At 48.9% G+C, this 24,440-nt stretch carries 20 protein-coding genes; 6 read left to right on the forward strand and 14 right to left on the reverse strand.

The genetic code is table 11. The annotated features are described in order from the left end of the window. Window positions 1-51: 51 nt before the first annotated feature. Complete coding sequence (locus MKY82_RS21000; protein ID WP_220687367.1) at window positions 52-1,092, reverse strand: ABC transporter substrate-binding protein; 1,041 nt, start codon at window positions 1,090-1,092, stop codon at window positions 52-54. A 290-nt stretch (window positions 1,093-1,382) separates the two neighbouring features. Then, a complete protein-coding gene (locus tag MKY82_RS21005; RefSeq protein ID WP_113058746.1) occupies window positions 1,383-2,021 on the reverse strand; it encodes an SGNH/GDSL hydrolase family protein in 639 nt (212 codons plus the stop codon). Between the two features lie 201 nt (window positions 2,022-2,222). Here MKY82_RS21005 and MKY82_RS21010 point away from each other — a divergent pair, with 201 nt between their 5' ends. Continuing rightward, window positions 2,223-3,128, forward strand: coding sequence for a rhodanese-related sulfurtransferase (locus MKY82_RS21010; RefSeq protein WP_194543473.1), 906 nt, complete (start codon window positions 2,223-2,225; stop codon window positions 3,126-3,128). 100 nt (window positions 3,129-3,228) lie between these two features. Here MKY82_RS21010 and MKY82_RS21015 read toward each other — a convergent pair whose 3' ends face one another. From MKY82_RS21015 to MKY82_RS21025, 3 genes are all read right to left on the reverse strand, one after another. Then, complete coding sequence (locus MKY82_RS21015) at window positions 3,229-3,477, reverse strand: DUF1450 domain-containing protein (RefSeq protein WP_015736210.1); 249 nt, start codon at window positions 3,475-3,477, stop codon at window positions 3,229-3,231. A gap of 91 nt (window positions 3,478-3,568) precedes the next feature. Further along, window positions 3,569-4,360 (reverse strand): SDR family NAD(P)-dependent oxidoreductase, encoded by a 792-nt coding sequence (locus MKY82_RS21020; RefSeq protein WP_194543474.1) that lies wholly within the window; start codon window positions 4,358-4,360, stop codon window positions 3,569-3,571. A gap of 238 nt (window positions 4,361-4,598) precedes the next feature. After that, entirely contained in the window at window positions 4,599-5,681 is a 1,083-nt protein-coding gene (locus tag MKY82_RS21025) for a lactonase family protein (protein ID WP_194543475.1), read from the reverse strand. Window positions 5,682-5,854: 173 nt separating this feature from the next. Here MKY82_RS21025 and MKY82_RS21030 point away from each other — a divergent pair, with 173 nt between their 5' ends. After that, on the forward strand, window positions 5,855-6,022 hold the full coding sequence (locus tag MKY82_RS21030; RefSeq protein WP_181469796.1) for a hypothetical protein: 168 nt from the start codon (window positions 5,855-5,857) through the stop codon (window positions 6,020-6,022). A gap of 75 nt (window positions 6,023-6,097) precedes the next feature. On the opposite strand, the gene odhB is transcribed toward MKY82_RS21030, so the two are convergent. From odhB to MKY82_RS21050, 4 genes are all read right to left on the reverse strand, one after another. Continuing rightward, window positions 6,098-7,372 (reverse strand): 2-oxoglutarate dehydrogenase complex dihydrolipoyllysine-residue succinyltransferase, encoded by a 1,275-nt coding sequence (gene odhB, locus MKY82_RS21035; protein ID WP_339218231.1) that lies wholly within the window; start codon window positions 7,370-7,372, stop codon window positions 6,098-6,100. Between the two features lie 5 nt (window positions 7,373-7,377). Further along, complete coding sequence (locus MKY82_RS21040; protein ID WP_194543477.1) at window positions 7,378-10,254, reverse strand: 2-oxoglutarate dehydrogenase E1 component; 2,877 nt, start codon at window positions 10,252-10,254, stop codon at window positions 7,378-7,380. Between the two features lie 246 nt (window positions 10,255-10,500). Further along, entirely contained in the window at window positions 10,501-11,400 is a 900-nt protein-coding gene (locus MKY82_RS21045; RefSeq protein ID WP_339294294.1) for a DUF72 domain-containing protein, read from the reverse strand. Window positions 11,401-11,517: 117 nt separating this feature from the next. Then, window positions 11,518-12,027, reverse strand: a complete 510-nt coding sequence (locus tag MKY82_RS21050; protein ID WP_220684658.1) for a metallophosphoesterase family protein — start codon at window positions 12,025-12,027, stop codon at window positions 11,518-11,520. A 249-nt stretch (window positions 12,028-12,276) separates the two neighbouring features. Between MKY82_RS21050 and MKY82_RS21055 the strand changes: the two genes are divergently transcribed. Next, window positions 12,277-12,912, forward strand: coding sequence for a LysE family transporter (locus tag MKY82_RS21055; protein WP_216531952.1), 636 nt, complete (start codon window positions 12,277-12,279; stop codon window positions 12,910-12,912). On the opposite strand, the gene MKY82_RS21060 is transcribed toward MKY82_RS21055, so the two are convergent. Continuing rightward, a complete protein-coding gene (locus MKY82_RS21060; RefSeq protein ID WP_339218236.1) occupies window positions 12,909-14,285 on the reverse strand; it encodes an amino acid permease in 1,377 nt (458 codons plus the stop codon). The two genes, MKY82_RS21055 and MKY82_RS21060, sit on opposite strands and share 4 nt — an antisense overlap. A 212-nt stretch (window positions 14,286-14,497) precedes the next feature. On the opposite strand from MKY82_RS21060, the gene MKY82_RS21065 reads away from it, so the two are divergent. Genes MKY82_RS21065 through MKY82_RS21075 form a run of 3 tightly spaced genes read left to right on the forward strand, consistent with a single transcriptional unit; the run spans window position 14,498 to window position 18,158 of the window. After that, window positions 14,498-15,613 carry an endospore germination permease gene (locus MKY82_RS21065; RefSeq protein WP_220684656.1) on the forward strand — a complete coding sequence of 372 codons (1,116 nt, stop codon included), beginning with the start codon at window positions 14,498-14,500 and terminating at the stop codon, window positions 15,611-15,613. Next, window positions 15,610-17,022 carry a spore germination protein gene (locus MKY82_RS21070; protein ID WP_220684655.1) on the forward strand — a complete coding sequence of 471 codons (1,413 nt, stop codon included), beginning with the start codon at window positions 15,610-15,612 and terminating at the stop codon, window positions 17,020-17,022. The genes MKY82_RS21065 and MKY82_RS21070 overlap by 4 nt, the downstream gene beginning before the upstream one ends. Beyond that, window positions 17,019-18,158: a Ger(x)C family spore germination protein gene (locus MKY82_RS21075; protein ID WP_220684654.1), complete on the forward strand. Its 1,140-nt coding sequence runs from the start codon at window positions 17,019-17,021 to the stop codon at window positions 18,156-18,158. Before MKY82_RS21070 ends, MKY82_RS21075 begins: the two co-directional genes overlap by 4 nt. Before the next feature lie 91 nt (window positions 18,159-18,249). On the opposite strand, the gene nagE is transcribed toward MKY82_RS21075, so the two are convergent. From nagE to MKY82_RS21095, 4 genes are all read right to left on the reverse strand, one after another. Next, on the reverse strand, window positions 18,250-19,731 hold the full coding sequence (gene nagE / locus MKY82_RS21080; RefSeq protein WP_220684653.1) for an N-acetylglucosamine-specific PTS transporter subunit IIBC: 1,482 nt from the start codon (window positions 19,729-19,731) through the stop codon (window positions 18,250-18,252). Window positions 19,732-20,091: 360 nt separating this feature from the next. Beyond that, window positions 20,092-20,589, reverse strand: a complete 498-nt coding sequence (locus MKY82_RS21085) for a PTS glucose transporter subunit IIA (RefSeq protein WP_071220222.1) — start codon at window positions 20,587-20,589, stop codon at window positions 20,092-20,094. A 1-nt stretch (window position 20,590) separates the two neighbouring features. Beyond that, a complete protein-coding gene (locus MKY82_RS21090; protein WP_220684651.1) occupies window positions 20,591-21,478 on the reverse strand; it encodes a transcription antiterminator in 888 nt (295 codons plus the stop codon). A 268-nt stretch (window positions 21,479-21,746) separates the two neighbouring features. Further along, window positions 21,747-24,431: a CHASE3 domain-containing protein gene (locus tag MKY82_RS21095; RefSeq protein ID WP_339294295.1), complete on the reverse strand. Its 2,685-nt coding sequence runs from the start codon at window positions 24,429-24,431 to the stop codon at window positions 21,747-21,749. Window positions 24,432-24,440 lie beyond the last annotated feature (9 nt).

Consider the following 24,440-nt stretch of genomic DNA (forward strand, 5'->3'; position numbering starts at 1 on the left):
TCCTTAAGGATTCAGAAGTAAGGCGCGGGCTGTTATCTCCGCGCCTTACAGTTACTCGATGATGTTGTTGTCCGGGTCCTTGACTTCCTGTTTCATGGCGTCGGTCACTTCAATACCATAGTCAGCCGCAACCTTCGTGTTCAGAATCAGATCCAGCTTATCCGGCTTCGTCACTTCCATGTCCGCCGGATTTTTGCCGTTTTTCAGGATCTCTACAGCCATTTGTCCAACTTGATAGCCGTGGTCGTAATACTTAAATCCGACGGTTGCAAAAGCCCCCTTCTCCACCGTATCGCGGTCGCTCGAGAAGAACGGAATTTTATTCTTTTGTGCCGTTTGGATAATCGCGTCAACGCCGCTGACCACGACATTATCCAACGTGATATAGTAAGCATCTACCTTGCCGACTAACGACTCCGCGGCCTGCTTCACTTCCGAAGTGTTTGTGACAGCTGCCTTAACCAGCTCGATGCCGTGCTCGGCAAGCGCCTCTTCAGCCGTCTTTGCCATCACCACTGCATTGGCTTCCCCTTCGTTAATGACAAGGCCGATTTTCTTCACGTCCGGGAAGTTAGTGCTGATGAAATCCATCAGCTGTTTAGCTGCCTCCGGATTCGTATCCGATGCCCCGGTGACGTTGCCACCCGGCTTCTGCAGGTCGCTCACCAGCTTCGCGTCAACCGGATCCGTCACCGCTGCAAACAGCACCGGCTTCTCCTTTACGTTCTCAGCCACGGCCTGTGCGGACGGGGTTGCGATAGCGACCACCAGATCCGACTTCGTATCCTTCAGCTTCTGACCGATCGACAGGTTGTTCGCTTGATCGCCTTGCGCATTGTTGTAATCGATTTTCAGCGTATTGTCATCCTCGGAAATTCCGGCATCCTTTAATGCTGCCAGAATGCCTTCACGCGTTGCATCCAAAGATGGATGTTCTACGATCTGCGAAATAGCGATGCTATAGGATTTCTTCTCCGCTTCTCCGCCGCTTCCCGTTTGAGTCGTACCGCCGCCTTCCGGCTTGTCCCCGCATCCTACCGCCGTAACCAGCAGTGCGGAGAGTGTTAGTGATAACCACATTTTTCTCTTCATCATGATTCCCCTCTCATTGGTTAACCGCTTCGTTCTTAAACCATAATTTTCTACATAAAGCGACAACGCTTCCCCGCTTTCATCGACGAAAGCATTAAAGTCAAAAAATAGGTCGTTCCAATTGAACAACGGTCTATTATGAACATTTTATATGTACCCAATTGTTTTCGTCAATCAAGATTTTATAAAGCGTATGATGGTTTACATAAAGAACATCCCCGGATGTCACATGCTTCCGGGGATGTCAGCCAAATGAAGTATTATTTATATAGTAGAAAAAAAATCAATGTCTACAAAATCGATCGGCCATGCATCGTTGCTAACCACGCTTCGGCCATGAGCGCATGACCTGCCGGTGAAGGATGAACACCGTCAGCTGCCCAATAACTCATCTCTATCTTGGAGCTGGCTGCAGCAAAAATGCCGTCGAGCGGAACGTACAACGTCTCAAATTCTCGCGACAATTCCCGAACGGCCTGAATCTTGGGATCCAGATCCTCCCGCCACTCCTTCTTCGCTTCCGTAACAGGCAGCAAGAACGGCTCCATGAGAATAAAGTTTGCACCGGTTAACTCGCGGGTTTGGATAAGAAGCTCACGATACCCTTCATAGTAGGCTTCCACCGATGTTGCTTCACCCCGGTTATACTTCCTGCCGGTCTCATTAATACCGACCAGGATGGATACCCATGTCGGATCCAGATCAATACAGTCTTCCTCCCAACGCCCCCGCAAATCGACGACCCGGTTACCGCTGATTCCGCGGTTTACAAAACGCAGCCTTTTCAAAGGCAGCTCCATGCTTAGCCGGGCAGCAGCCATCAGCGCATATCCGTTCCCCAAACTGTCCGACTCCTCGTAATTTCGACCGCAATCGGTAATACTGTCGCCCTGAAACAATACGAGTGCATTCTGTTCGATATGTACCATGCTGTTCAACGCCTCCAATAATGAAAGTGTTCTCCTGCTCACCCCTTCATCATAACCGCTTTCAGGCGTTCATGAAACCCTTTAATTTCACATATCATGCCAAACTTTCTATACATTTAAGTTGACTATGTGGAGTGAATTCACTACAATTCTATAGGTACACGTATGGCTGAATATATAAAAAGAACAGGTGATTAAATCATGTCAGAGCAACAGAACTATCAGATCCTTCTCTATTATAAATTTGTTCAAATCCCGGACCCTGAAGCGTTCAAAGACGAGCATCTGCAATACTGCAAAGATCTCGGACTCAAAGGACGGATTCTGATTGCCTCCGAAGGCATCAATGGCACGGTATCCGGCACGATTGAACAAACTGAACAATATATGCAGGATATGCACGCTAATCCGCTATTTGCGGACATGGTATTTAAGATTGACCCTTCCGAAGGGCACGCATTCAAAAAGATGTTTGTCCGTCACCGCGAAGAACTCGTTACCTTCCGGGTGGAAGATGAGCTCGACCCTAACGAGATTAGCGGAAAACGCTTGTCGCCTCAGGAATTCTTTGAACATTTGCAGCGTGATGATGTCATCGTCATCGACGGGCGGAATGACTACGAATACGATATCGGCCACTTCCGCAATGCGATACGTCCAGAGGTGCAATCGTTCCGTGAGTTTCCGGAGTGGATTCGCGAGAACCTGAGCGAGCACAAGGATAAAACCATCCTGACTTACTGCACAGGGGGCATTCGCTGTGAGAAGCTGACCGGCTTCATGCTTAAGGAAGGCTTCAAAGACGTTGCCCAGCTTGAGGGCGGCATTGTCACCTACGGTAAAGACCCTGAAGTCCAAGGCCGTCTGTTCGACGGGAAATGTTATGTATTTGATGAGCGTATTGCCGTGCCGATCAATCAAACGGACGAGGATGTCATCGTTGGTAAATGCCACCATTGCGGAAAGCCTGAAGATCGGTATATCAATTGCGATAATGACGCTTGCCACCTGCAGCATGTATGCTGCGAAGAGTGTGAGGAGCTTCATCATAGCTGCTGCTCTGCGGAGTGTGAAGAGATTGTTGCTGCAAGCCACAATGCTTCCTGAGCCAACCCAGCCATAAATGCTATAACCAAACGAAAGGGCAAGGTGCGAATCACTCGCACCTTGCCCTTTTACTATACGATCTCGTCTACATTCAGACGTATTAAATATCATGGAAAACAGCCAGTTCAGCTTCGATAGCAGCTTTGATCTTCTCGACGCATTCTTCCGTCGTTGCCGCGAATACACGTTTACCATTCACCAGTGCATATGGCCGCAGCTTGCACAGACCGCAAAGATTCATGCAATCAGCCCGCAGGACAGCGATTTCGGGATACAATTCCTCAAGATGCTCAAGTTCCAAAGCACTCATCAAGTTGCTGTCGCATATTTCCACAACAACAATCCCCATCCCCATCTTCATCACCACTATTCAATTTGACAATACGTTCATTCATTATGAGGAAAACGTCCGGTTTTGTCAAATCGGTCTTTGTAGATGATCAATGAATGAGGGATTCCGCCCCATCAATATAGATTTCAGTGCCGGTAATATGGGAAGCATCATCGGATGCAAGAAATGCTACGAGCTGGGCAACCTGTGAAGGCTGTCCCGGTCCATCCGCCAAGGGCTGGTCTCCTTCCGGATATTCAATCGGGATCGTCACCTCGTCCAGCTCTGGCTTCGCAATGGTGCTCTCATCAATGTTGGTGGCAATCGCGCCGGGACAAATGGCATTCACCCGGATTTTATAACGTGCAAGCTCCAGAGCCGCCATCTTCATGAAAGCCACCTGCCCGGCCTTCGTGGTGCTGTAGGCTGAGAAACCAAAGCCGGTAAATACCCGGTTACCGTTAATGGAGCTCGTAATGATGATACTTCCTCCGTGCTCCTTCAAATAGGGAATCGCGTATTTAACCGTGGCAAACGTTCCTCTTAGATTGGTATTGATCGTAGCATCCCATTCATCCAGCTCCATGATCTCGATCGGGGCCTTGGTCCCGTTGATCCCGGCGTTGGCAAACACGATATCAATCTTTCCCCACTTCTCGGCAGCCTGGCTAAAGCAATCCTTCAGCGATTCCGCTTTGGAAATGTCGCAGTTGCCGGTTAGCGCTTCGCCCCCGCCTTGTTCAATCGTTTGTTTAACCTTCTCCACACGTTCACGATCAATGTCGATCAACAGCAGTTTAGCTCCTTGCTCCGCCAAAAGAAGGGCTGCGGCCTGGCCGATTCCGGAACCAGCACCGGTAACGATGGCTACTTTACCATCCAAACGTTGATTAGTTGACATTGCCACAACCTCCTCGTTTAAGTTTTCCTGATTATAGATAACCCAACGAGTCCGTGTCTGAATCTTGGTGCCTCGAGCTGTTATGTTGCGTGTACGTAATCAATCTCCTCTCTGCCCAAAAACTCCAGTCAGTAAAAAAGAAATCGCTCCCCGACTCATCATGGTAAACAGCTTACCACTTGAGCCGTAAGAACGATCTCTAAGTTCATTCGCTATGCGATTACTTGTTCTTTCGAACCTAAAGCTGGAATACCGCTGGTTTTACGCATACCGGTTTGGACTGCGAAACCGTATATCCTGTAAAGGCAAGCTTGCCATCTTCCGGATTCACCTTAAATAATACAAGATTATTCCCGTCTCTATTGGCAACAACCAAGAACTTGCCCCCAGGCATGAGTGTAAAATGACGCGGGTGCCCGCCTTCTGTCGAAATATACTGGACCGGGCTTAAGCGACCGGTATCTTCATGCACGTTGAATACAACAAGGCTGTCATGTCCGCGGTTAGATCCATATACCGTTTTGCCATCCGCAGACACGGCGATTTCGGCGCAGTAACTCTCTCCGTCAAAATCCGCAGGCAGTGTCGATATCGTCTCCAGGACCTCAAAACGACCTTCGTCTTGGATATAGCGAAGCACCGTGACACTGGAATTCAGCTCGTTGATGACATATGCGTAAACACCGCTTGGGTGGAACGCCAGATGACGAGGGCCTACGCCCGCTTCCAGCTGGGTTTCGCCATGAAAGCTCAATTCTTGGGCATTCTCATTTACCGTGTAAGCGAGAATTTTGTCCAGTCCCAAATCCTGTACGAACACGTATTGACCATCCGGACTATAAAACGCCGAATGTGCTCTGGATTGCTGATCTTCCCGCACAGTCACGAGATCGGCATGTCTCTTCTCATCCAGCAGATCACCGACTTGTCCATCCTTCCCGATCGGATGAAGACCTACCAAGCCTCCATGATAACTCGAAACAATCAGATACTTACTCGCTTCATCACGCTGGATATGGCAAGTAGAGCTGCTCACACTGCGAACACGGCTCCGTTCGGTCAGCTTGCCGGCAACAGGGTCAATCTCAAAGCTGATGATCTCGCCAGCCTTACCGCCATCCTCTGAAATTTCGCCAATGGCATATAAACGTCTGGCTTCCGGGTCCACGTTCAGGAAGGTCGGATTCTTAATGCCGGACACCTCATCAAGCAGCTTCAATTCGCCGCTATCCTCATTAAATTCATATACGCATACTCCGCTTTGGTTGTCTTCCGCATACGCACCTGTAAACAGCAGCGTACGCTGGGATGGATTCGCCATAATGCCTATCTCTCCTCTCGTTTATCTATAATGATCATGATTTATGTAATGGACTATCAGTTACCATGTTAACTTCAACCCCAATGAAAATCAAATGACTTGATGTCCGAGGCCTGTTTGTCTTTTGCCATACCGGGTATGTATGTATTATATCGACTGAAGGAGGTATTCCCATGAAACAACCCAACAGCGAGGAAGTACGCAATCAGCAGAATGCGGAGAATGACTCTCAGGAACAAAGAGACAAGGTAAAGAAACATCAGGATGTGGAGCCTCAGGCTGAAAATTGGAACCCTCGGGATCTCCCCGATCCGAACGATAACGATAAATCAAAATCATAATCGCTAATGTAAGAAGGCCGCATGGCAATGTCCATGCGGCCTTCTTATTATGATTGTGTCGCAAAGCTTGGAGAGTTAGCCTTCCAGAAGCAGCGACTCTGGATCTTCAAGGAGCTCTTTAACCGTTACCAGGAAGCGAACCGCTTCGGAACCATCAACGATCCGATGATCATAAGACAATGCGATGTACATCATAGGACGATTCTCCATACGCTCAGCATCAATCGCTACCGGGCGAAGCTGGATTTTGTGCATGCCGAGGATACCCACCTGCGGCGTATTCAGGATCGGCGTAGACAACAGCGAGCCGAAGACGCCGCCATTCGTAATCGTAAATGTACCGCCTTGCAGTTCAGACAAGGACAGCGCATTATTACGAGCCTTCGCAGCCAGATTGCCGATTTCCTTCTCAATCTCGGCAAAGCCAAGACGATCTGCATCGCGCACGACCGGAACAACAAGTCCTTCTTTCGCGGACACCGCTATACCGATATCATAGAATTTCTTCACAACAATATCATCGCCATCGATCTCGGCATTCAGATGCGGGAATCTCTTCAACGCACCTACAACCGCCTTGGTGAAGAAGGACATGAAACCTAGGCCTACGTCATGCTTCTCTTGAAAAGCTTGCTTACGGCGCTTGCGCACATCCAGGATCGCTGTCATATCCACTTCGTTGAAGGTAGTCAGCATGGCAGCCGTATGCTGCGCTTCGACCAAACGATTCGCAATCGTTTGACGACGACGGGACATGCGAGTGCGTTCTACCGGCTTGCCATACTCAGCGGCCGGCGCTTGTGCTGCCGGTGCAGCAGTGGTAGCTGCAGGCTTGCTCGGTGCAGCAGGCTGCTTGGCTTCATTATGATTCTTCACATCATCATGGTAAATCCGACCGATTGGGTCGCGGCCCTGTACCTGGTCCAGATCAATCCCGCGTTCACGAGCCAGTTTGCGTGCGGATGGCGATGCAGTCAGACCCGCTCCTTCCTCGTTCTGAGCCGGTACCGGAGCTTGCGGCTTCGGTGCTTCTGCTGCGGGTGCCGGAGCAGCCTCCGTTTGTGCGGATGCTGGTGCTTCAGCCGCCTTCGCTGCCGGAGCGCTTGCAACGCCTTCCTGCGGAGAAATTTGACCGATAACTTCACCGATCGTTACATTCTCCCCTTCTTGACGAAGGATTTTTTCCACAACGCCTTCTGACTCTGCGCTAATTTCAAGATTAACCTTATCCGTTTCTAACTCGAGCAGCACATCACCGATGTTAACGCTATCCCCTTCTTTAACGTGCCATTTGAATATCGTTCCTTCGGTGATGGATTCGCCCATAGCTGGTACAGTAATTTCGCTCACAGCCGCTACCTCCCCAATGAGATCTCTTGATTTATAGTTTTACGATTAAGGGCAAAAGAAATGATGGTCTGTTGCTCATAAGCATGAACATCCTGATAGCCGCTAGCAGGGCTCGAACGCTCAGGACGTCCGCTGTAACGGACCTCTGTGCCTTTAGGTGCAATTTCACGAATTCTTGGTTCCATGAAGCTCCAGCTGCCCATGTTCTGAGGTTCTTCCTGAACCCACAGAATCTCTTTCAGGTTCGGATACTTCTGCAGCACACGGGAAATTTCTTCTTTAGGGAACGGATACAGCTGTTCCACACGAAGAATATGAATCCAGGACTGATCCTGATCCTTCTGCTTATCCAGCGCATCCTCCAAATCGATTGCAACTTTCCCCGAGCACAGAACAAGGCGCTCCACCTTCTTCGGTGATTGGCCAAGACCCGGCTGCTCCATCACTTTCTGGAAACCGCCCTCACTGAACGCGTTCACAGGCGATGCCACGCGCGGATTACGAATCAAGCTCTTCGGAGCCATAATCACCAGCGGTCTGGCATCTTCCGTTTCGGTCAAGGAAGCCTGTTTGCGCAGCAGATGGAAATACTGAGCAGCGGAAGTCAGATTTGCAACCGTCCAGTTGTCTTCTCCACTCAGCTGGAGGAAGCGTTCCAATCTTGCACTGGAGTGCTCAGGACCATTTCCTTCATACCCGTGAGGAAGCAGCATAACCAAGCTGGACTTCTGTCTCCACTTCGAGCGGCCGGCTGTGATGAACTGGTCAATGATAACCTGGGCACAGTTAACGAAATCACCATACTGCGCTTCCCAGATCACCAAAGTCTCAGGAGAGTACACATTGTAGCCATATTCAAATCCAACGACGGCTGCTTCGGTCAACGGGCTGTTGTGGATCGCAAACGATGCTTTAGCTTGCGGCAACCGGTGCAGCGGGCAGAAGGTCTCCCCATTAACCGCATCGTGAAGCACGAGGTTACGATGGGCAAACGTTGCACGTTCGGCATCCTGCCCCGTAATCCGGATCGGCTTGCCGTCGGCAAGAATCGTAGCGAAAGCCAGCGTTTCGGCATGGCCCCAGTCCACCTTCTCGCCCTCGTCGAGCGAATTGCTGCGGCGCTCGAGAATACGTTGAAGCTTCGGATATACCGTAAAGCCTTCTGGCCACTGCAGAAGTTCGCGATTAATCCCGCGCAACACTTCTGCAGACACATTCGTAGCTACTTCCGTCTTGGATTTACCGTCAGTAGCGTTCAGCCCCAGCAGGATCTGATCAACAGGATCCTTCGACTTCACGCTCTCGTAAGAATTCTTCAGGACCTCTAGAACGCTATTCTTCAGACCGTCCACTTGTTCTTGGGTCAGAATGTTTCCATCCACCAGTTTCTTCATATAAATCGCGCTGACGGTTGGATGGTTCTTCACCTTCTGGTAGATCAGCGGCTGGGTTGTTTCCGGATCATCGGTTTCGTTATGGCCATATTTCCGGTAACCGACAAGATCAATCAGAATGCTCTTCTTGAACTTGTTGCGATAATCACTGGCTAGACGAGCAACCGCGATACATGCTTCCGGATCATCCGCGTTCACGTGGATAATCGGAATCTCATATCCTTTCGCCAAATCACTCGCATAATGAGTGGATCTGGAATCCTTGCCTTCTGTCGTAAATCCGATACGGTTATTCACGATAATGTGAATCGATCCGCCCGTACGAAATGCCGGCAGTTTATTAAAGTTCAAGGTTTCCGGCACGATCCCTTCGCCAGGGAACGCGGAATCACCATGAATTTGAATGCTCAGCGCTTTGTTTACATCCTGCTTCGGATAACCCGCTTCACTGCGATCCTCCTGAGCAGCACGAGCAAAGCCCTCTACTACCGGATTGACGTATTCCAGGTGACTCGGGTTGTTTGCAAGGGTAATCCGAACCTGCCGTGCTTCATCCTTCTTCAGATAACGGTCCGCGCCCAAATGATATTTCACGTCACCTGTCCAGCCATAGTTAATGCCCATGGAGCCTTCGGATGGAACGAGATGTTTATTCGGAGAGTGCATGAACTCCGAGAAAATCTTGCTGTAATCCTTGCCCAGTACATGAGCCAGGACGTTCAAGCGACCGCGGTGTGCCATCCCCACGAGGATGGAATTGACATCCACTTCGGCCATTTGGCGAACGATCTCGTCAAGCAGCGGTACGAGTGCTTCGTTGCCCTCAACCGAGAAACGTTTCGCACCTACGAACGTGCGGTGCAGGAATTCCTCGAATTGCTCGGCCTCAAGCAGCTTTTTCAAAAGCCCCTTGCGCTCTTCTACGCTCATGGCGGACAAATAACGTCCCGATTCGGCCTGCTGGTTGAGCCATTTGCGTTCTTCTTCATCGTGAACATGGCTAAATTCATAGGCAATGGAGCCTGTATATAGTTGTAACAGCCGCTGGATTGCCTCTAAGCCATTCTTGACATCGCTAGGAGCCTCCTCCCAGACGATCTCTGCAGGCAGGGCTGCCAAATCCGCTTGGCTGAGTTGGTAGCTTTCTGGTTGAAGCAGACGCGTATCAGCTTCGTTTCCAATTCCAATCGGATCAATGTCGGCGGCCAGATGACCGTAGGTTCTAATGTTCCATACCAGTTTGCCGGCAGCTACCCCTTTTTTCAGTAATTGCGGGTCGTAGCTAACACCTTGTCCCTGCGAATCCGCTTTCTTTTCATTGTTTTCCAAAGATGGAGGCGGTCCCCAGCTGGCGAACAGCTCACGGTATCCTGGCTCCACAGATTGCGGGTCTTGCAAAAACTTCTCATACTGATCTTGAATGTACCCCAAGTTCGGACCGTGATATTTCTGCCAAGGTCCATCTGTCATTCTGTCAAGGGTCTTCATCGCTGACTCCCTCCGTCAGATTATTTTGATTGCTCAAGGACGGAATTTCTAATTTTACATTTTACGTACTGCATTTTACATTAAATAAACGTTTTCTTACGATTACATTATAATACACTTGGCCTCAATACCGAAAATACCCTTTATATATAATAATGATCTCAGAAACAGATGAATTTGCGTCAATTTATTGACGATTTGTCCACGAACCACCCAATTCTCTGTATAGGGTTCCAATTAAAGTCATTAATCAGAAAAAATATCCACTTCCAGCCAGTCCATCTGCCGCAGAGGTTCAGCTCCGGTATCCATCCCCATCAGCTGGAGAAGCTGTTTGGCGTTATCGGAAGCATCGCCTCCCGAATTGTTATTGAATATAATCCAGCACTGCTTCGACTTCTCAAGCAATTGCTCGATCCATACCTTCCACTGCTCCAATTCCTCTAAGCTGTAACGGTATAAATATCGCACTTCGCGCCAATTGGGCTGACCGCTGGAGTGCCACCCTTCGGCATTACGTCCATGCATCCGGACCATCACAGCCTCCGTACTGGTTGTCTCAAGCACGACCGGTACGGATCCTATGCCTGCTTGCGGCTCGTCGGCTATGCTGTGAATCCAGCCCTCGCTTCGCATAAACTCAAGCGTCTTCTCCCGAAACTCCGGCGCATACCAGCTCTGATGCCGAAATTCCAGGGCTACGGGCACATCCTTCATCCACTCCCGCGTACGCTTCAGAATGTCCACGTGTTTGCGTTCGCACCCGAACCAGGGCGGGTATTGAAACAGAACGGTCCTTAATTTGTCCGCAGCCCGCAATTCCTCAACTGACGTGAGCAAATGATCAAACATCGATTTGACGCTGGGATATCTGTCCTTGCCCTGGCCGCGTGCATGACCTGTCATGCCTTGATAGGCTTTTACAATAAAACCAAAGTGGTCTGGTACGGCAGCTGCCCACTTATTCATTTGTTCCGGTGACGGTATGGCATAGAACGAATTGTCCATCTCCACGAGGGGAAAATGCCGGCTGTACATTTCCAGCCTGTCCGAAGGCCTCGCCCCTTCATCATACAGCTTGTCATGATCTCCCCATCCGGACAGGCCCACCTGAATTACACGCTCATGCTTTTCTTCCTTTAACATAACAATCCTCTCATCCACATGATTTACCATATCGGGGACTTCTATTAATTAACCTCAAGCGGGATATTTCAAAAGCAGGCAACCCCTTACTGATTTTGCCAATGCCTTCATATACACTTACTTCTGATCGTAAAAAACATGATGCGCCTCCAGTATTCCGTTCTCGATGAGCATCCTTCCATAGGAGTACCGGGGCTGCCGCCTTTTATCCGTGGCGGAACCGGGATTGAAGAGCAGCACCCCTTGCACATGTTCTTTAAACGGGATATGGGAGTGACCGAACAAGATACAATCCACCTCCGTGTCCGCAAAAGCCCTCCTTGCGCGGGAGGGCGTTGTTCCTCCTTGTCCGTGCCCATGCACCATACCGATGCGTTTCCCTCCGATTTCGACCAGCTTCTTGTAACCTAAACGTTCGATGATCCGCTCATCGTCCACATTTCCGGCTACGCCTTCCACCGTGGCATATTGACTAAGCTGTTCATAGAGCTCCCAATTGGACCAGTCACCGGCATGAAGGATAAGATCCGAATGCCTTATATCTTCAAGTAGCGAGGCTGGGAGCTCTTTCGCTTTTCTTGGCATATGGGTGTCTGACAATACCGTAATCCGAAATGGATGACTCATCTTGATGGCCCCCTTCTTCATGATATGAAATGCTGAGAAATCTGCTTTCTAATACCAATCTATATCCTACCAAATAATCGAATCCAAACAAAACCGCGCAGAGTGAGCTGCGCGGTTTGTTAGTCGGTTACCTGACAGAAAAAAATTCCAATTCTAAGTTTTAGTTTGTCCACGTGCTGAATACAATGTATGAGCATGAGAGTACAAGCTTTCTTACTTATCCATGTTCATGACGAGAGGTGGAAGTCAATGAGTATTTTTATTAGCTACATGATTCTGGGACTTTCTCTATCAGCCCCCGTAGGCCCGGTCAATGCAGCGCAGCTCGACAAAGGGATCAAGAAAGGTTTTTGGCATGCATGGTTATTCGGCATCGGTGCGGTCCTGGCGGACATCCTTTATATGATCCTTGTGTACCTGGGCGTTGTGCACTTTCTGAATACGCCTTTCATGCAGACCTTCCTGTGGCTGTTCGGTGCCTTTGTACTTATCTATTCCGGGCTGGAAAGCATCCTAAATGCCAATAAAGTGACGATCAGCCAAGAAAGTAATGAGGATTCATTATGGAGAAGTATGCTCTCCGGGTTTCTCATGTCCGTATCCAATCCGATGACAATCCTATTCTGGCTCGGTATCTACGGCTCCATTCTCGTCAAAACTGCGGCGGACGAGGGATCCGGAAATCTGTTTCTTTACAGCGTGGCCGTGATCGCGGGAGTCGTGATATGGGATTTGTTTATGGCAGCCCTCGGCAGTGTATTCCGCCGATATCTGAGCAATAGAGCCCTCTCCCTGGTCTCCATTCTTTCCGGACTCTCGTTGATTATCTTCGGCGTTTATTTTGGAATTCGGGCTCTTGCCCTGCTATATCCGCTCATATTCTAACGGGCCGGCTTGGGACGGAACTTGGGCTTGTCCGCCTCTCTCGCGCGGCCTTGCCCGGATTTCTTCCACACGGAGCGCATGAATAGCACGACCAGGCCGATTACCAGGATAAATCCGAGACTGATCCAGAGCCCCGGGCGGCTTGTGGGATGCAGCGCGGTCCCACTGACAGCAGCCGCAATCAATAGCATCCCGATATACCTTTTGATTTTGCCCCAAACCGTAAGCTCTATAAGCCGGCCCGCCGATATGAGGATGAAGAACCAATTATACAGCAGCATAAGTCCCGCACCGGTCGTTAAATATTCATAAATCTTGCCTGGCATGAGCAAAGACAACACAATGGATACAATCAATCCGATAGCTGTAAGGGAAAGTGCATATATGGGCGTATCCCGCTTAAACTTTTTCCTGGAAAAAAGCTTGGGAGCGTCCTTATCTTCGGATAACGTAACGAGCATCGTGGTCACTGCATACAGCGAGGCAACCATGGTCGAGAAACCGGCTATAATCAATACAGCATTAAAGATATGCGGAATAAAAGGAAGCTGGTAAGAGCTTAACGCGACAACAAAGGGACTTTTCGTCGTTGAGAATTGATTCCAGGCTACCATGATCACCGCCATGCCAATAGAAAGAACGTATACGATGGATAGCAGCAGTATCATCACTCTACCCGCTATGGGTGCTTCCTTCGGATTCTTCAAGCGAATCGCCATGACCCCCATGACTTCAATTCCGCCAAAGGCATAAAACGCAAAAATCAAGGACGACCACATGCCCATGCCGCCTGCCGGAAAAACTGCGTTCAGGCTGCCAGGAACGTGCAGCTTCGATCCTCCTTTTAACCACCCCATCAAGGCGGCGGCTGCAATGACGAGAAACATAACAATCGCGGCGACCTTAATTACAGCCAATACATTCTCCAGCCGGTCGAAGCCTTTGTTCCCGATCCATATGACAAACAGTCCCAATACGGCATAACCTGACGCAAATATCCACATCGGAACGCCGGGAAACCAAAACCGCGAGAAAATCGCAAGCGCCGTCATCTGGCTCCCCATGATCAACACTTCGGAGCACCAGTACATCCATCCTGTTGAGAAGCCTGCCCACCGGCCGTAGGCTTTTTTGGCATAGGTTCGGAACGAGCCCTTCTGCGGGTCCTCGGCCGTCATCCGCGACAGCACATCGAATACGAAGAAGGTGGCTGTCGCCGCCAGTATTATCGATAGAAGAAAAGCCGGTCCTCCCAGCCGGATACCTAATGCAGATCCGAGAAAATACCCTGTGCCGATCGTTGATGCAACCCCCAGCAGCGATAGCTGCCACCATTTCAAGTTCCCTGCCTCCGTCTTCGCCCCTTTGTTCACGGCTCAATCCTCCAGAATATTGTTATGGTTCGTTCAAAACTTTCCTTATTATGAAGGGAACGTCCGTGCTTTATGTACAAGGCGGCCGACCTAAAAATACCTTTTTGGAAAAACAGAATGCTATGTCCTAACCTCTTGCTGGGTTCTCTCGCATATTTTGGTTGTTCTCCGTGAACCATAAACGGGAAGAAAGCTGAATTGGGGGATCACACATGTCAGGAGCTCGCGGTATTCCAACGAATCAGGCGTTTATGATTATGATGCTTACGGCCGGCTTGACCAATCATGTCATGATCATACCCGTGCTTCTGGAGAAATCAGGACGGGATGCCTGGATCACCATTATGGTGTCCGCCGTATTATTCTTGCCCTGGGTTCTGCTTATTTACGGGATCATCAATAAGATCGGCAATCGTTCCATTATGCAGGCGTTAGACGAAAGCAGCGGCAGAGGGTTCCGCTTGCTGGTGATGAGTATGTCAGGTTTGTATTTTTTCGCCTTTGCCTTCTATACCTTGAAGGAAGTTATCGATTGGACAAAGTCCTCCTATATGATCCAAACTCCCGTCATTGCAACGGCATTGATACTCATGGTGTTATGTCTTGTCACTATGAATCACGGCATAAAGACCATCGGCGTATCCGCCGGCATATTGCTTCCTTTTGTTGTATTGCTGGGGATCTTCGTATCCTTATCCAACGTTAAAGTAAAAAACTATAACTATCTGCTGCCCGTGCTGGAGGACGGCTTCCTGCCGGTGATAAGCGGGATCCCCGTTATGTTCGGAGGGCTATCCCAGTTTATATTGATATTATTCTTGCGTCCCCATCTTCAGAAAAAGCCTAGTTTTCTTACGATCCTACTCATCCATGTCGTCCTCATATTCCTGACGTTCGGACCCACCGTCGGAGGCCTTGCCGAATTTGGTCCGGAAGAAATGAAGCTTCAGCGGTATCCTGCCTATGAACAGTGGCGTCTCGTTAAGTTAGGCAAATTCGTGGAGCATGTCGATTTTTTATCCATTTTTCAATGGCTTAGCGGTGCTTACATCTCGATATCGATTTCGATTTTTATGCTCTGCGAAACCCTGCTTCCCAAGTCCAAACAAAGTGTCGGCATATTAGCCGTTTCCACGCTGCTCATTATTTTGTGCGCCTCCCCGATCAGCAATCTCAAAATGTATTATGCGATGGCCGACTATTTTTTGCCGGCATCCGCTATCTATAACACCGTCTTAAGTTTGCTGCTGTTCTTCCTGATCCGCAAGCCCGAGCAACAACAGCAATCACAGAAATCCACTTCAGCGAAAGGAGATCCTCAATCATGACCTTGACAGAACAACAACTTCGAGACCGTTATACCGATTCCGATGACGTATACATTACGTCTTATCCGGGTGAGGAAGGCGATTTATTGCCATGGGCGATCCTAGTTTACAGTCCGTTAATGTGCGATTCACAACTGCTGTCCAAAATTCTGCTGCCTGTTATCAGTAAAGAATGGAATATGGCAGTTTCCCAAAGACAACCGTTCGATCCAAAACATCTGGAATATCATCTTACCCTTGACATATACGAGTCCAACATGGAGTCGGTCGATGACATTGTTTACTCTGGTTATGTTGCGTTGTATTTTCCAAAGGGCAACATGCTCTATTCTTACAGCGCAAGTAAAAGTATTGGACGTGCACCTGAAGAAAGTACTACAGAAACCTCTGTCAAAGGACCTCGTGACGGTTTTGTCGAGGATCTGGATATCAATGTATCGCTTATTCGCAAACGGCTGAAATCTCCCGGCCTTGTCTATTCCTCCTTTAAGCTGGGCGATAAGAGTAAAACCTCTGTCGGCATCATGTACTTAAAGGACAAGGTGATACCGGAGACTGTCAAGGCAATCGTAGATAAACTCAATGATTTCTCCGGGGATCCTCCCGTGGGCATCGGCGAGCTTGCCGAGCATTTGTCGCCATATCGCTTCACGGTGCTCCCGATGTTCGATTATACGGGGAGAACGGATCTAGCTTACGACTCTTTAACTCGCGGCCGATTAATCATCATTATGCAGGGAAGCCCCGTGCTATTGATTGCGCCTGCCAGCTTCATGCAGCTCCTGTTTGCTGCAGAGGATCCGCAAATGCCGTTTTATTTCGTCATGCCCTGGAGAATTCTGAGAATGGTTGGATTCATAATCTCCATTTTCCTTCCAGGATTCTATATAACGCTGTTGTCCTTTCATCAGGATCAAATCCCCTTTCCGCTGCTGGCAACCGTGGCAAACACCAGGCTCGGGCTTCCTATTCCAACAGGGTTTGAGATGCTCATCATCCTGTTTCTGCTCAGCCTGCTGCGAGAAGCCGGCATGCAGATGCCGTCTCCCATCGCGTCAACCATTACGGTTGTATCCGGTATCATTATCGGCGACGCCGCCATTCGGGGCGGTTTCTTTTCCCCGACGATGACGGTGATTGGTGCACTATCCTTCGTTGCGGGCTCCACCCACTCCAACCAGGATTTTGTTGTCACGCAGACGATCCTTCGCTTTTTTGTCCTAACCCTTTCCTCGATGTTCGGGTTATTCGGCTTCTTCATTTCGCTCTTCTTAATCGTTCAGTATGCAGCCAACCATAATCCCTTCGGACAGCCGTACCTTGCCCCCTTCTCCCCGTTCTCCATTTCCAAAATCATTGGAAACCTCATGCGATTTCCGGGTAAGCGAAAAAAGGGTGGCGCGCTATGAAACGGGTATTGATGCTCCTGAGTATGCTGTCTTTGCTGCTCTCCGGCTGCTGGGACAACAAAGAAGTACAGGATATCAACTATATCACCGCTTTGGGTATCGATTATAAGGACAATAAGTATATCATCTATGTGCAGATGCTCGACTTTGCCACGATTGCCAAGCAAGAAAGCAGCAAGCCAACTGAAAAAGCGCCCATTTGGGTCGGCCGAGGAACCGGCACCACATTGACTGAGGCCCTTATTGATTTGTATACATCGAGTCAGCAGCGGGTCTCTTGGGGCCATGTCACGGCCTTGGTTCTTACGGAATCCGTATTACAACCTAAGCAGTTGTCCCAAGTGTTCGACCTGACCAACCGTTCGCAGGAAATCCGGTATACGAAATGGCTTTACGGCACCAAGGATAAAATGGAGGATCTCTTTACGGTGTCTCCGTTCTTTCAGCTCTCCCCCCTGCATTCGCTCCTTCATGAACCCAGGGAAAGCTATGTCCAATTCTCGTTTATTCGTCCGATTCAATTCGTGAACTTTATTCGTCTCTACCGGGAAAAAGCCGCCACCGTTATACTGCCTTCCCTTCATATTTCATCGCAGAACTGGTCGGAAAATCTGAAGCAGCATCCGATTCTGGAAGTCAACGGCGGATTTCTGATCAAGAACAAGGAATTGATGGGCTGGCTCAAACGTTCCGATCTGCTGGGGACCCGCTGGTTAGCATCGGCTAATACTCACGCTGCCGTCATCGTTAAGACGGATGGCGAAGCCATCGGGAGTATAAGACTGGAGAACCCGCACTCTTCGATTGAAGTTATCCGCAGACCCAACGATGCTTCATATCGAATCAAGCTCAACGTAACCGGGACGGTACAGACAATGTACAAGAAGGTTGGAATTAATGAAATGAAGCGCTTAACAGAAGAGACCCTGCGAAAAGAAATGCATAATACCTTCCATAAAGCAGCATTGATACAAGCGGATCCGTACGAGTTATGTCTCCAATTGTACCGAACGGATCCGAAGCTCTGGAAGAAACTAGTGGATCAGAAAAAGGAAATTAATGATGAAACGCCTCTTGAGCTTGAAGTTGACGTCAACCTCCGATATTGGGGACAGCGCAAAAGCTTGAACCGATGAACGCGGGTGTATGAACTGCTGCATATACCTGAAGTGTGAAAACAACAAAAAGAAGCAGACCTTTATCGGCCTGCTTCTTTTTGTCGTTTCTTTATTTCTTCATAATTTCCTTGATGTCGTCCTTAATGGATTCCGCCTGCGGTCCGAATACGATCTGAACCGCACCTTGACCCAGACGCATGACACCGGATGCTCCTAACTTTTTGAGCTCCGAATCCTTCACGGCCTTCTCGTCCTTAACAACCAGACGAAGGCGTGTGATACAAGCATCGACGCTGACGATGTTATCTTCTCCGCCGATGTTTTGCAGCACCTTGGCCGCCTTGGACTCATTGGATGCTGCGCCGGATGGGGACGGGGCATCTGTATCAGCATCGGCATCGTCAGAAATCGTATCCACGTCGTCGTCTTCCTCGCGTCCAGGCGTTTTTAAGTTCAGCTTGACGATGAGGATTCTGAACAGCAGATAGTAAACGACTCCGAAAGCCAAACCAACCGGGAGAAGCAGCCAAGCATTGGTAGACAGCTTCAGATTCACCAGGTAGTCGATCAGGCCCGCCGAGAACGAGAAGCCCAAATGCACATCCAGCACATACATGATCAATCCGGAAAGCCCTGTTAAAATCGCATGCACCACATACAATACAGGTGCTATGAACATGAACGCGAATTCAAGCGGTTCGGTGATTCCCGTCAGGAACGATGCCACTGCCGAACCGATAAAGATGGAGCCGACGAGCTTGCGTTTGGACGGCTTGGCGGTATGCATAAAGGCCAGCGCCGCAGCCGGCATCGCAAACATCATGATCGGGAAGAAACCGGACATGAACATACCAGCCGTCGGGTCTCCAGCAAAGAAACGCCATAGGTCACCGTGCACGACTTCGCCCGCGGCATTCGTGTAATCGCCGATCTGAAACCATGCGATGGAGTTTAATACGTGGTGAAGACCCAGAGGGATCAGCAAGCGGTTGGCGGTACCGAAAATGAAGGATCCGATGCCTCCAAGGCCGACAACCCAGTTGCCGAAGACGGAAATGCCATCCTGAATTGGGCTCCAAATCATACCGATCAGAACCGCAAGCACCATGGTGGAGGCTGCTGTGATAATCGGAACGAAGCGTTTACCCGCAAAGAAGCCCAGCCAATCCGGCATTTTAATCTTGTGGAATTTATTATACAGGTATGCGGACCACATACCGACAAAGAGACCGCCAAGAACGCCCATGTTCAGCTTCACGTCATCTGGTATAAACGGCATTTGCAGCGGTACTTGTTCCAGCACTCTTGTGAGCACCATGTACCCAATAAGAGCAGATAGAGCCGCAACGGCGTCTCCGGCGAACCCGATTGCAACGCCGATCGCAAAGATAAACGGCAGATTATCCAGAATCGCAAGGGCACCAGAGGTCATGAACGGAGTTACATATTGATTTAGAAAAGCGCCTAGGGCACCCAAAGGTATATCTTTTTGATAGTCGATCATTCCAAGCCCCTGCAAGATCCCTGCAGCAGGCAAGGTGGCCACCGGCAGCATAAGGGACTTACCCAGCTTTTGCAATTTAGCCAGCATGTCAATCATCCTTTCAACTTCAATAATTTAGCTTTTTACTGAAACCGTTTACATAATGCGTCGAATGGATAACCATTTATTCCCTTCCATTCAAGGAACAAAAAGACTCAGAAAATCCTCCTCCTTGGTCGTACATATATTCATCATTTTAAGGCGGCATGGATGCCATCATGATTACAATCCAACAAAAAAAGCCAAGAAGAACGGTGACTATAAAAGTTATAGTCTGATTCTTCTTGGCTCATGCCCATGTTTATGGTAACACGCCTTAAAACGTATTCATTTGATGTTGTTATCTTAATTCACGACTTCCTGTTTTGTCAATAACCAATGTTTAAATCATTCGCCTAGCGAATTGAATTATTTCAATTCAATGGTCATGACAGGATCCTGGCCGATCACGACACTGCCGGTCTGACCGTCAACCTTGGAAGCCACCTCATCCGCATTGGTCACGATGATCGGGGTAATCGTCGGATAACCTGCGGCTTGGATTGCGGCCATGTCGAATTCGATGAGCGTCTGACCCGACTTCACCTGATCGCCTGCTTGAACATGGCTTGTGAAACCTTCGCCTTTCAAACCGACTGTATTAATCCCGATATGGAACAAATACTGCAGACCGGTCGCCGGATCCTCCAGCATCACGGCGTGCTTGGATTTGATGACATGCGCAACCGTCCCGTCAAAAGGCGCAATTAATTTGCCCTCGGAAGGCTCGATGGCTATGCCTTTGCCCATATGACCAGCAGCAAATGCCTCATCCGGCACTTGCGATAAAGGCACGGCTTTACCCGACAATGGTGCTGTGAGTTGAATAGCAGTAGCAGTTTTTTTCTTTTTCCAACGATCAAACATGTTAAGATTCCTCCCTGGGTTGATTCTTTTGTTGTAGCCGGCCTGTGAAGAGCCGATATAGATGCATCGCTAGAAAGCAGACCTCCGCTTCAGGTACTTTCTTGCCGAGTTCTTTCTCCATCATGCCTGCGAGACGTGTAGCCAGACCATATTCATTCGTGAACTTGGAGCGGATCTGGTCCGCGAACGGATTATCCACTTGGATGTCTTGATTCAGCATCCGGTCTACCGAGAACCTCAAATGCATCAGAAGACGGACATAATCCATGCTTCCCCGGTCAAAAGCGACCTGCCGATCCTCCTCAATATACCTTACCAGGTTTCCCACCACATTCGATGCCTTCACCAGATGGCCTACGGGCACATGGCTGACGGCGGAATACACATGATAGGTCAAGAAGCCGATCTCATCCTCCGGAACTTCGATATCGAAGGTCTGGCCGATCAATTCCGCTGCTTTGGCTGCGATATCATATTCTTTTGGGAAGCTGATCCGGGTCTCTTCAAGGAAAGGATTAATAATATCCATGCCTTTGCGGATTCTGTATATCGTAAACTGGATATGGCTTGGAAGCGCCAGATACACCTTATCATTTAATGTGCCCGGAAATTCTTGTCCAATGAGATTGAGTATCTGATCCGTGATCTCCATCACCAGTGGATCAAATTCTTCCAGCAGATGGTGAGCTTGACTCCACTGCTCCCGATCCTCAAGCCTGAAGAGCTTCTCAATCCGCTTATCGTCCGAAGCGATCGTTCCGCCTGCTTTGACGCCAAAGCCAATCCCTTTGCCCAGGATGACATATTCCGATTCTTTCTTACCGCCTGTGACCATCACGACATTGTTACCAATAACACGTACGACTGTAAACAACTCGATCCCGCTCATTAACTTCCCCCTTTCCTTTAAGTTTAATCAGAGAAACGGCGAAGGATTCATATACGAAGAAATGCTGCTTACCGATTCCTCCAAAACATTAAAAAAGCCAAGAAAAGACCCCATGTGAAAGCTGTCTCTTCTTGGCTCATGCCCTGTTAAGGTAACACGCCGTCATATGTTCCTGCTATGAATCCATCATAAAACAATTGGCTTGCATTCGTCAACATACGACATTACGACAATATGCTAAGCTGCCGCAACGGGTAAAAAAATCTCCTCAAGCCCCAATCCATTGTTGTAACGCATGGATCACTTCTTGGATATGAATGGGCTTGTGCAGATATCCATTCGCGCCGTCTGCTATAAACTGATCCGTATCTCTCATTGTGTTGGAGCTCATCACGATGATGGGGAGTTCCGCCCATTCCGGGTTCTCGCGAATCCGCTTCATCGTTTCGACTCCGTCCATTTCCGGCATTACCATATCCAGCAGCACCGCATCGATGCTTTGATGCTTGTATAACAGCTCCAAGCATTCGAACCCGTTCTGGGCTGTATGCACGGTCATCTGAAGTTTCTCCAGCACGTTGGTCAAACCGTATACGTTCCGGATATCATCATCCACGATCAATACGGTTTTGTGCTCCAATCGGCTGGTTACTTCCATGTCGAATGCCTCCATTGGGAGATCACTCCAACCGGCGCTGCTTGAGGTGGCAGCCACTTCAGGCAGCATAAACAAACTTTCATTGGTGCCATATTCCGTTAGCAACGGTAAATATAAAACAAACGTGCTGCCGATTCCTTCCTCGCTCTCCACGGTAATATACCCGCCAAGCAGCTTCGCCAAATGCAGCGATATGGATAAGCCGAGACCAGTCCCCCCGAATCTTCTGGCTGTAGTCTCTTCGCCTTGCTGGAACGCTTCGAAGATCGGTTGAAGATGCTCTGCAGCAATCCCGATGCCAGTATCCTCAACGGAAAATGCAATGACGTCTCCACTGATCGCGAAATCCGAGGTTACAATGGAATTCATCTTTTTCACCCGTAGTTTAACGCTGCCGCTCTCCGTAAACTTAATTGCATTCGAGAGCAGATTACGCAGAATTTGGTGAAGCCGCATTCCATCGCTGTATATCATGTCAGGCAAGTCGTCGGCCATCTCAATTTCAAATTCCAGATTTTTGGATTCCGCGCTTTTAGAGAAATAGCCTTCCATCAGTTCTGGAAGCTCAGTCAAATTAACCAAGTCCATTTCGATCTGCATCTTACCGGCCTCAACCTTAGACAGATCGAGAATATCGTTGATTAAATTCAGCAATTCACTGCCTGAATTATGAATGACAGAAGCGTAATGCTGCTCTTCCTCCGTCAGGTTCCCTTGCTTGTTCTCAGCTAAAATCTGGGAAAGAATTAACATGCTGTTCAGCGGTGTCCGCAGTTCATGGGACATATTGGCCAGAAATTGAGACTTGTACTTCGAACTCTTCTCCAGCTCTTTCGCGTATTTTTCCAATTCGCTGGCCGCGATTAATGCGGCTTCCTTCTGGGCTCCTAATCGTTCGTTCAGCATATACATTTCCGCAGAATGGGTTTGCAGCTCCTCGGTCTGCGCCTGCAGCTCTTCGGTCTGACTCTGAAGCTCCTCATTCAGCGTTTGGGATTCATGGTACAATTGCTGGATTTCCATCTTGCTTTGAATCGAGTTCAATGTTACCCCAAGCTGAAAATTCAGTTGTTCGATCAGCTGAATTTCCAGCTCGTCAAATGGTTTGAACTTGGCCAATTCAATCACACCCAGAACTTGTCCTTCAAACATAACGGGCGCCAGAAGCAGCGTGGTAGGCTCAGCATCACCCAGCCCCGACTCAATTCGCACATAGTTAGGTGGTATATCGTCCAGAATAATCATGCGCTGTTCCAGCATGCATTGTCCCACCAAACCTTCTCCTGGCAAAAAACGATCTCTGACCTTATTCCAAGGCTCACCGTCCGGATCAGCAAAAGCAGCTGCCTTTACCAGTTCCGATCCGCCCCGGTTTATAAAAACGGCACCGTACGGCAGCTTCATGATCAAAGCCAGCTTATGAATGAAAAACTGTACGGCCGTCTCCACGCGATCGGATGATTGGAGAAGCGTCGACATAACCGAAATATGATCCTTGGCCCAGTTCTGCCTGCCGACCTGTGCAAGAAGTTCATTGGTTGTGTCCGCCAACTGGCGGACCTCATCATTGGATCGCACATGAATCCGCTGGGAGAGGTTCCCGCCTTTGACAATATCGGAGATGATATGAGTTACCTGCGTGATCGGCCTTACAATGCTCTTCGATATCACCAAAGCTGCACATATGGTAATCAGCGCTGCTCCCGCCCACAGGAGATACATCGTATACAATAAATGGGTATTGCTCTCCTTCATCTCTTCGATCCTGCTGGTTGTCAGTTCTCTCTCCTTGCTTCGAAACGAGAGGAACAGCTCATGAATCGAGTTCATGGCCTGCTGACCGGGATCGTTAATAAAGAAATGAAGAGCCTCCTCATCCTGACCAAGCTGCTTCAATTGGACAGCAGGCTGACCGGCGTTGGTAATCCACTCCTTGATATTCTCCTTAATATTTTCAAGATGATTGGCTTGCTCCGAATTATCGCTAACAAGCTTGTACAGCTTGTTATAGTTAATCTGCCAAGACGACAGCGCTTGATTGAAAGGCTCCAGATAGGTATCATCCCCTGTTATGACATACCCCCTCTGACCGGTTTCCATTTCAAGTAAATTCTTCTCGATTTCGTGCGTGAGATTATGTACTTCGATATCATGCTTCTCTATAAAATCCGCCTCTTGCTGTAGTGAAGAGATGCGGTCTGATACAATCCAGAGAAAAGCTCCAAGACATAATAATATCATTAAATATCCGACTACGATCTTGCTGCGGATGTTGAATTTCAGGTTGTTAGACAAATGGCTAAC

It is taken from the genome of Paenibacillus sp. FSL W7-1279, assembly GCF_037969845.1.
Taxonomy (GTDB): Bacteria; Bacillota; Bacilli; order Paenibacillales; family Paenibacillaceae; genus Paenibacillus_AQ.

Bases quoted from the DNA above. Each gene is read 5' to 3' on its own strand.
- MKY82_RS21070 (WP_220684655.1), top strand. From the start codon at position 15,610: ATGACCTTGACAGAACAACAACTTCGAGACCGTTATACCGATTCCGAT.
- MKY82_RS21090 (WP_220684651.1), bottom strand. From the start codon at position 21,478: ATGAGCGGGATCGAGTTGTTTACAGTCGTACGTGTTATTGGTAACAAT.
- MKY82_RS21055 (WP_216531952.1), top strand. From the start codon at position 12,277: ATGAGTATTTTTATTAGCTACATGATTCTGGGACTTTCTCTATCAGCC.
- MKY82_RS21075 (WP_220684654.1), top strand. From the start codon at position 17,019: ATGAAACGGGTATTGATGCTCCTGAGTATGCTGTCTTTGCTGCTCTCC.
- MKY82_RS21065 (WP_220684656.1), top strand. From the start codon at position 14,498: ATGTCAGGAGCTCGCGGTATTCCAACGAATCAGGCGTTTATGATTATG.
- MKY82_RS21005 (WP_113058746.1), bottom strand. From the start codon at position 2,021: ATGGTACATATCGAACAGAATGCACTCGTATTGTTTCAGGGCGACAGT.
- MKY82_RS21030 (WP_181469796.1), top strand. From the start codon at position 5,855: ATGAAACAACCCAACAGCGAGGAAGTACGCAATCAGCAGAATGCGGAG.
- nagE (WP_220684653.1), bottom strand. From the start codon at position 19,731: ATGCTGGCTAAATTGCAAAAGCTGGGTAAGTCCCTTATGCTGCCGGTG.
- MKY82_RS21000 (WP_220687367.1), bottom strand. From the start codon at position 1,092: ATGAAGAGAAAAATGTGGTTATCACTAACACTCTCCGCACTGCTGGTT.
- MKY82_RS21015 (WP_015736210.1), bottom strand. From the start codon at position 3,477: ATGGGGATTGTTGTTGTGGAAATATGCGACAGCAACTTGATGAGTGCT.
- MKY82_RS21020 (WP_194543474.1), bottom strand. From the start codon at position 4,360: ATGTCAACTAATCAACGTTTGGATGGTAAAGTAGCCATCGTTACCGGT.
- MKY82_RS21050 (WP_220684658.1), bottom strand. From the start codon at position 12,027: ATGAGTCATCCATTTCGGATTACGGTATTGTCAGACACCCATATGCCA.
- MKY82_RS21010 (WP_194543473.1), top strand. From the start codon at position 2,223: ATGTCAGAGCAACAGAACTATCAGATCCTTCTCTATTATAAATTTGTT.
- MKY82_RS21040 (WP_194543477.1), bottom strand. From the start codon at position 10,254: ATGAAGACCCTTGACAGAATGACAGATGGACCTTGGCAGAAATATCAC.
- MKY82_RS21085 (WP_071220222.1), bottom strand. From the start codon at position 20,589: ATGTTTGATCGTTGGAAAAAGAAAAAAACTGCTACTGCTATTCAACTC.
- MKY82_RS21025 (WP_194543475.1), bottom strand. From the start codon at position 5,681: ATGGCGAATCCATCCCAGCGTACGCTGCTGTTTACAGGTGCGTATGCG.
- MKY82_RS21045 (WP_339294294.1), bottom strand. From the start codon at position 11,400: ATGTTAAAGGAAGAAAAGCATGAGCGTGTAATTCAGGTGGGCCTGTCC.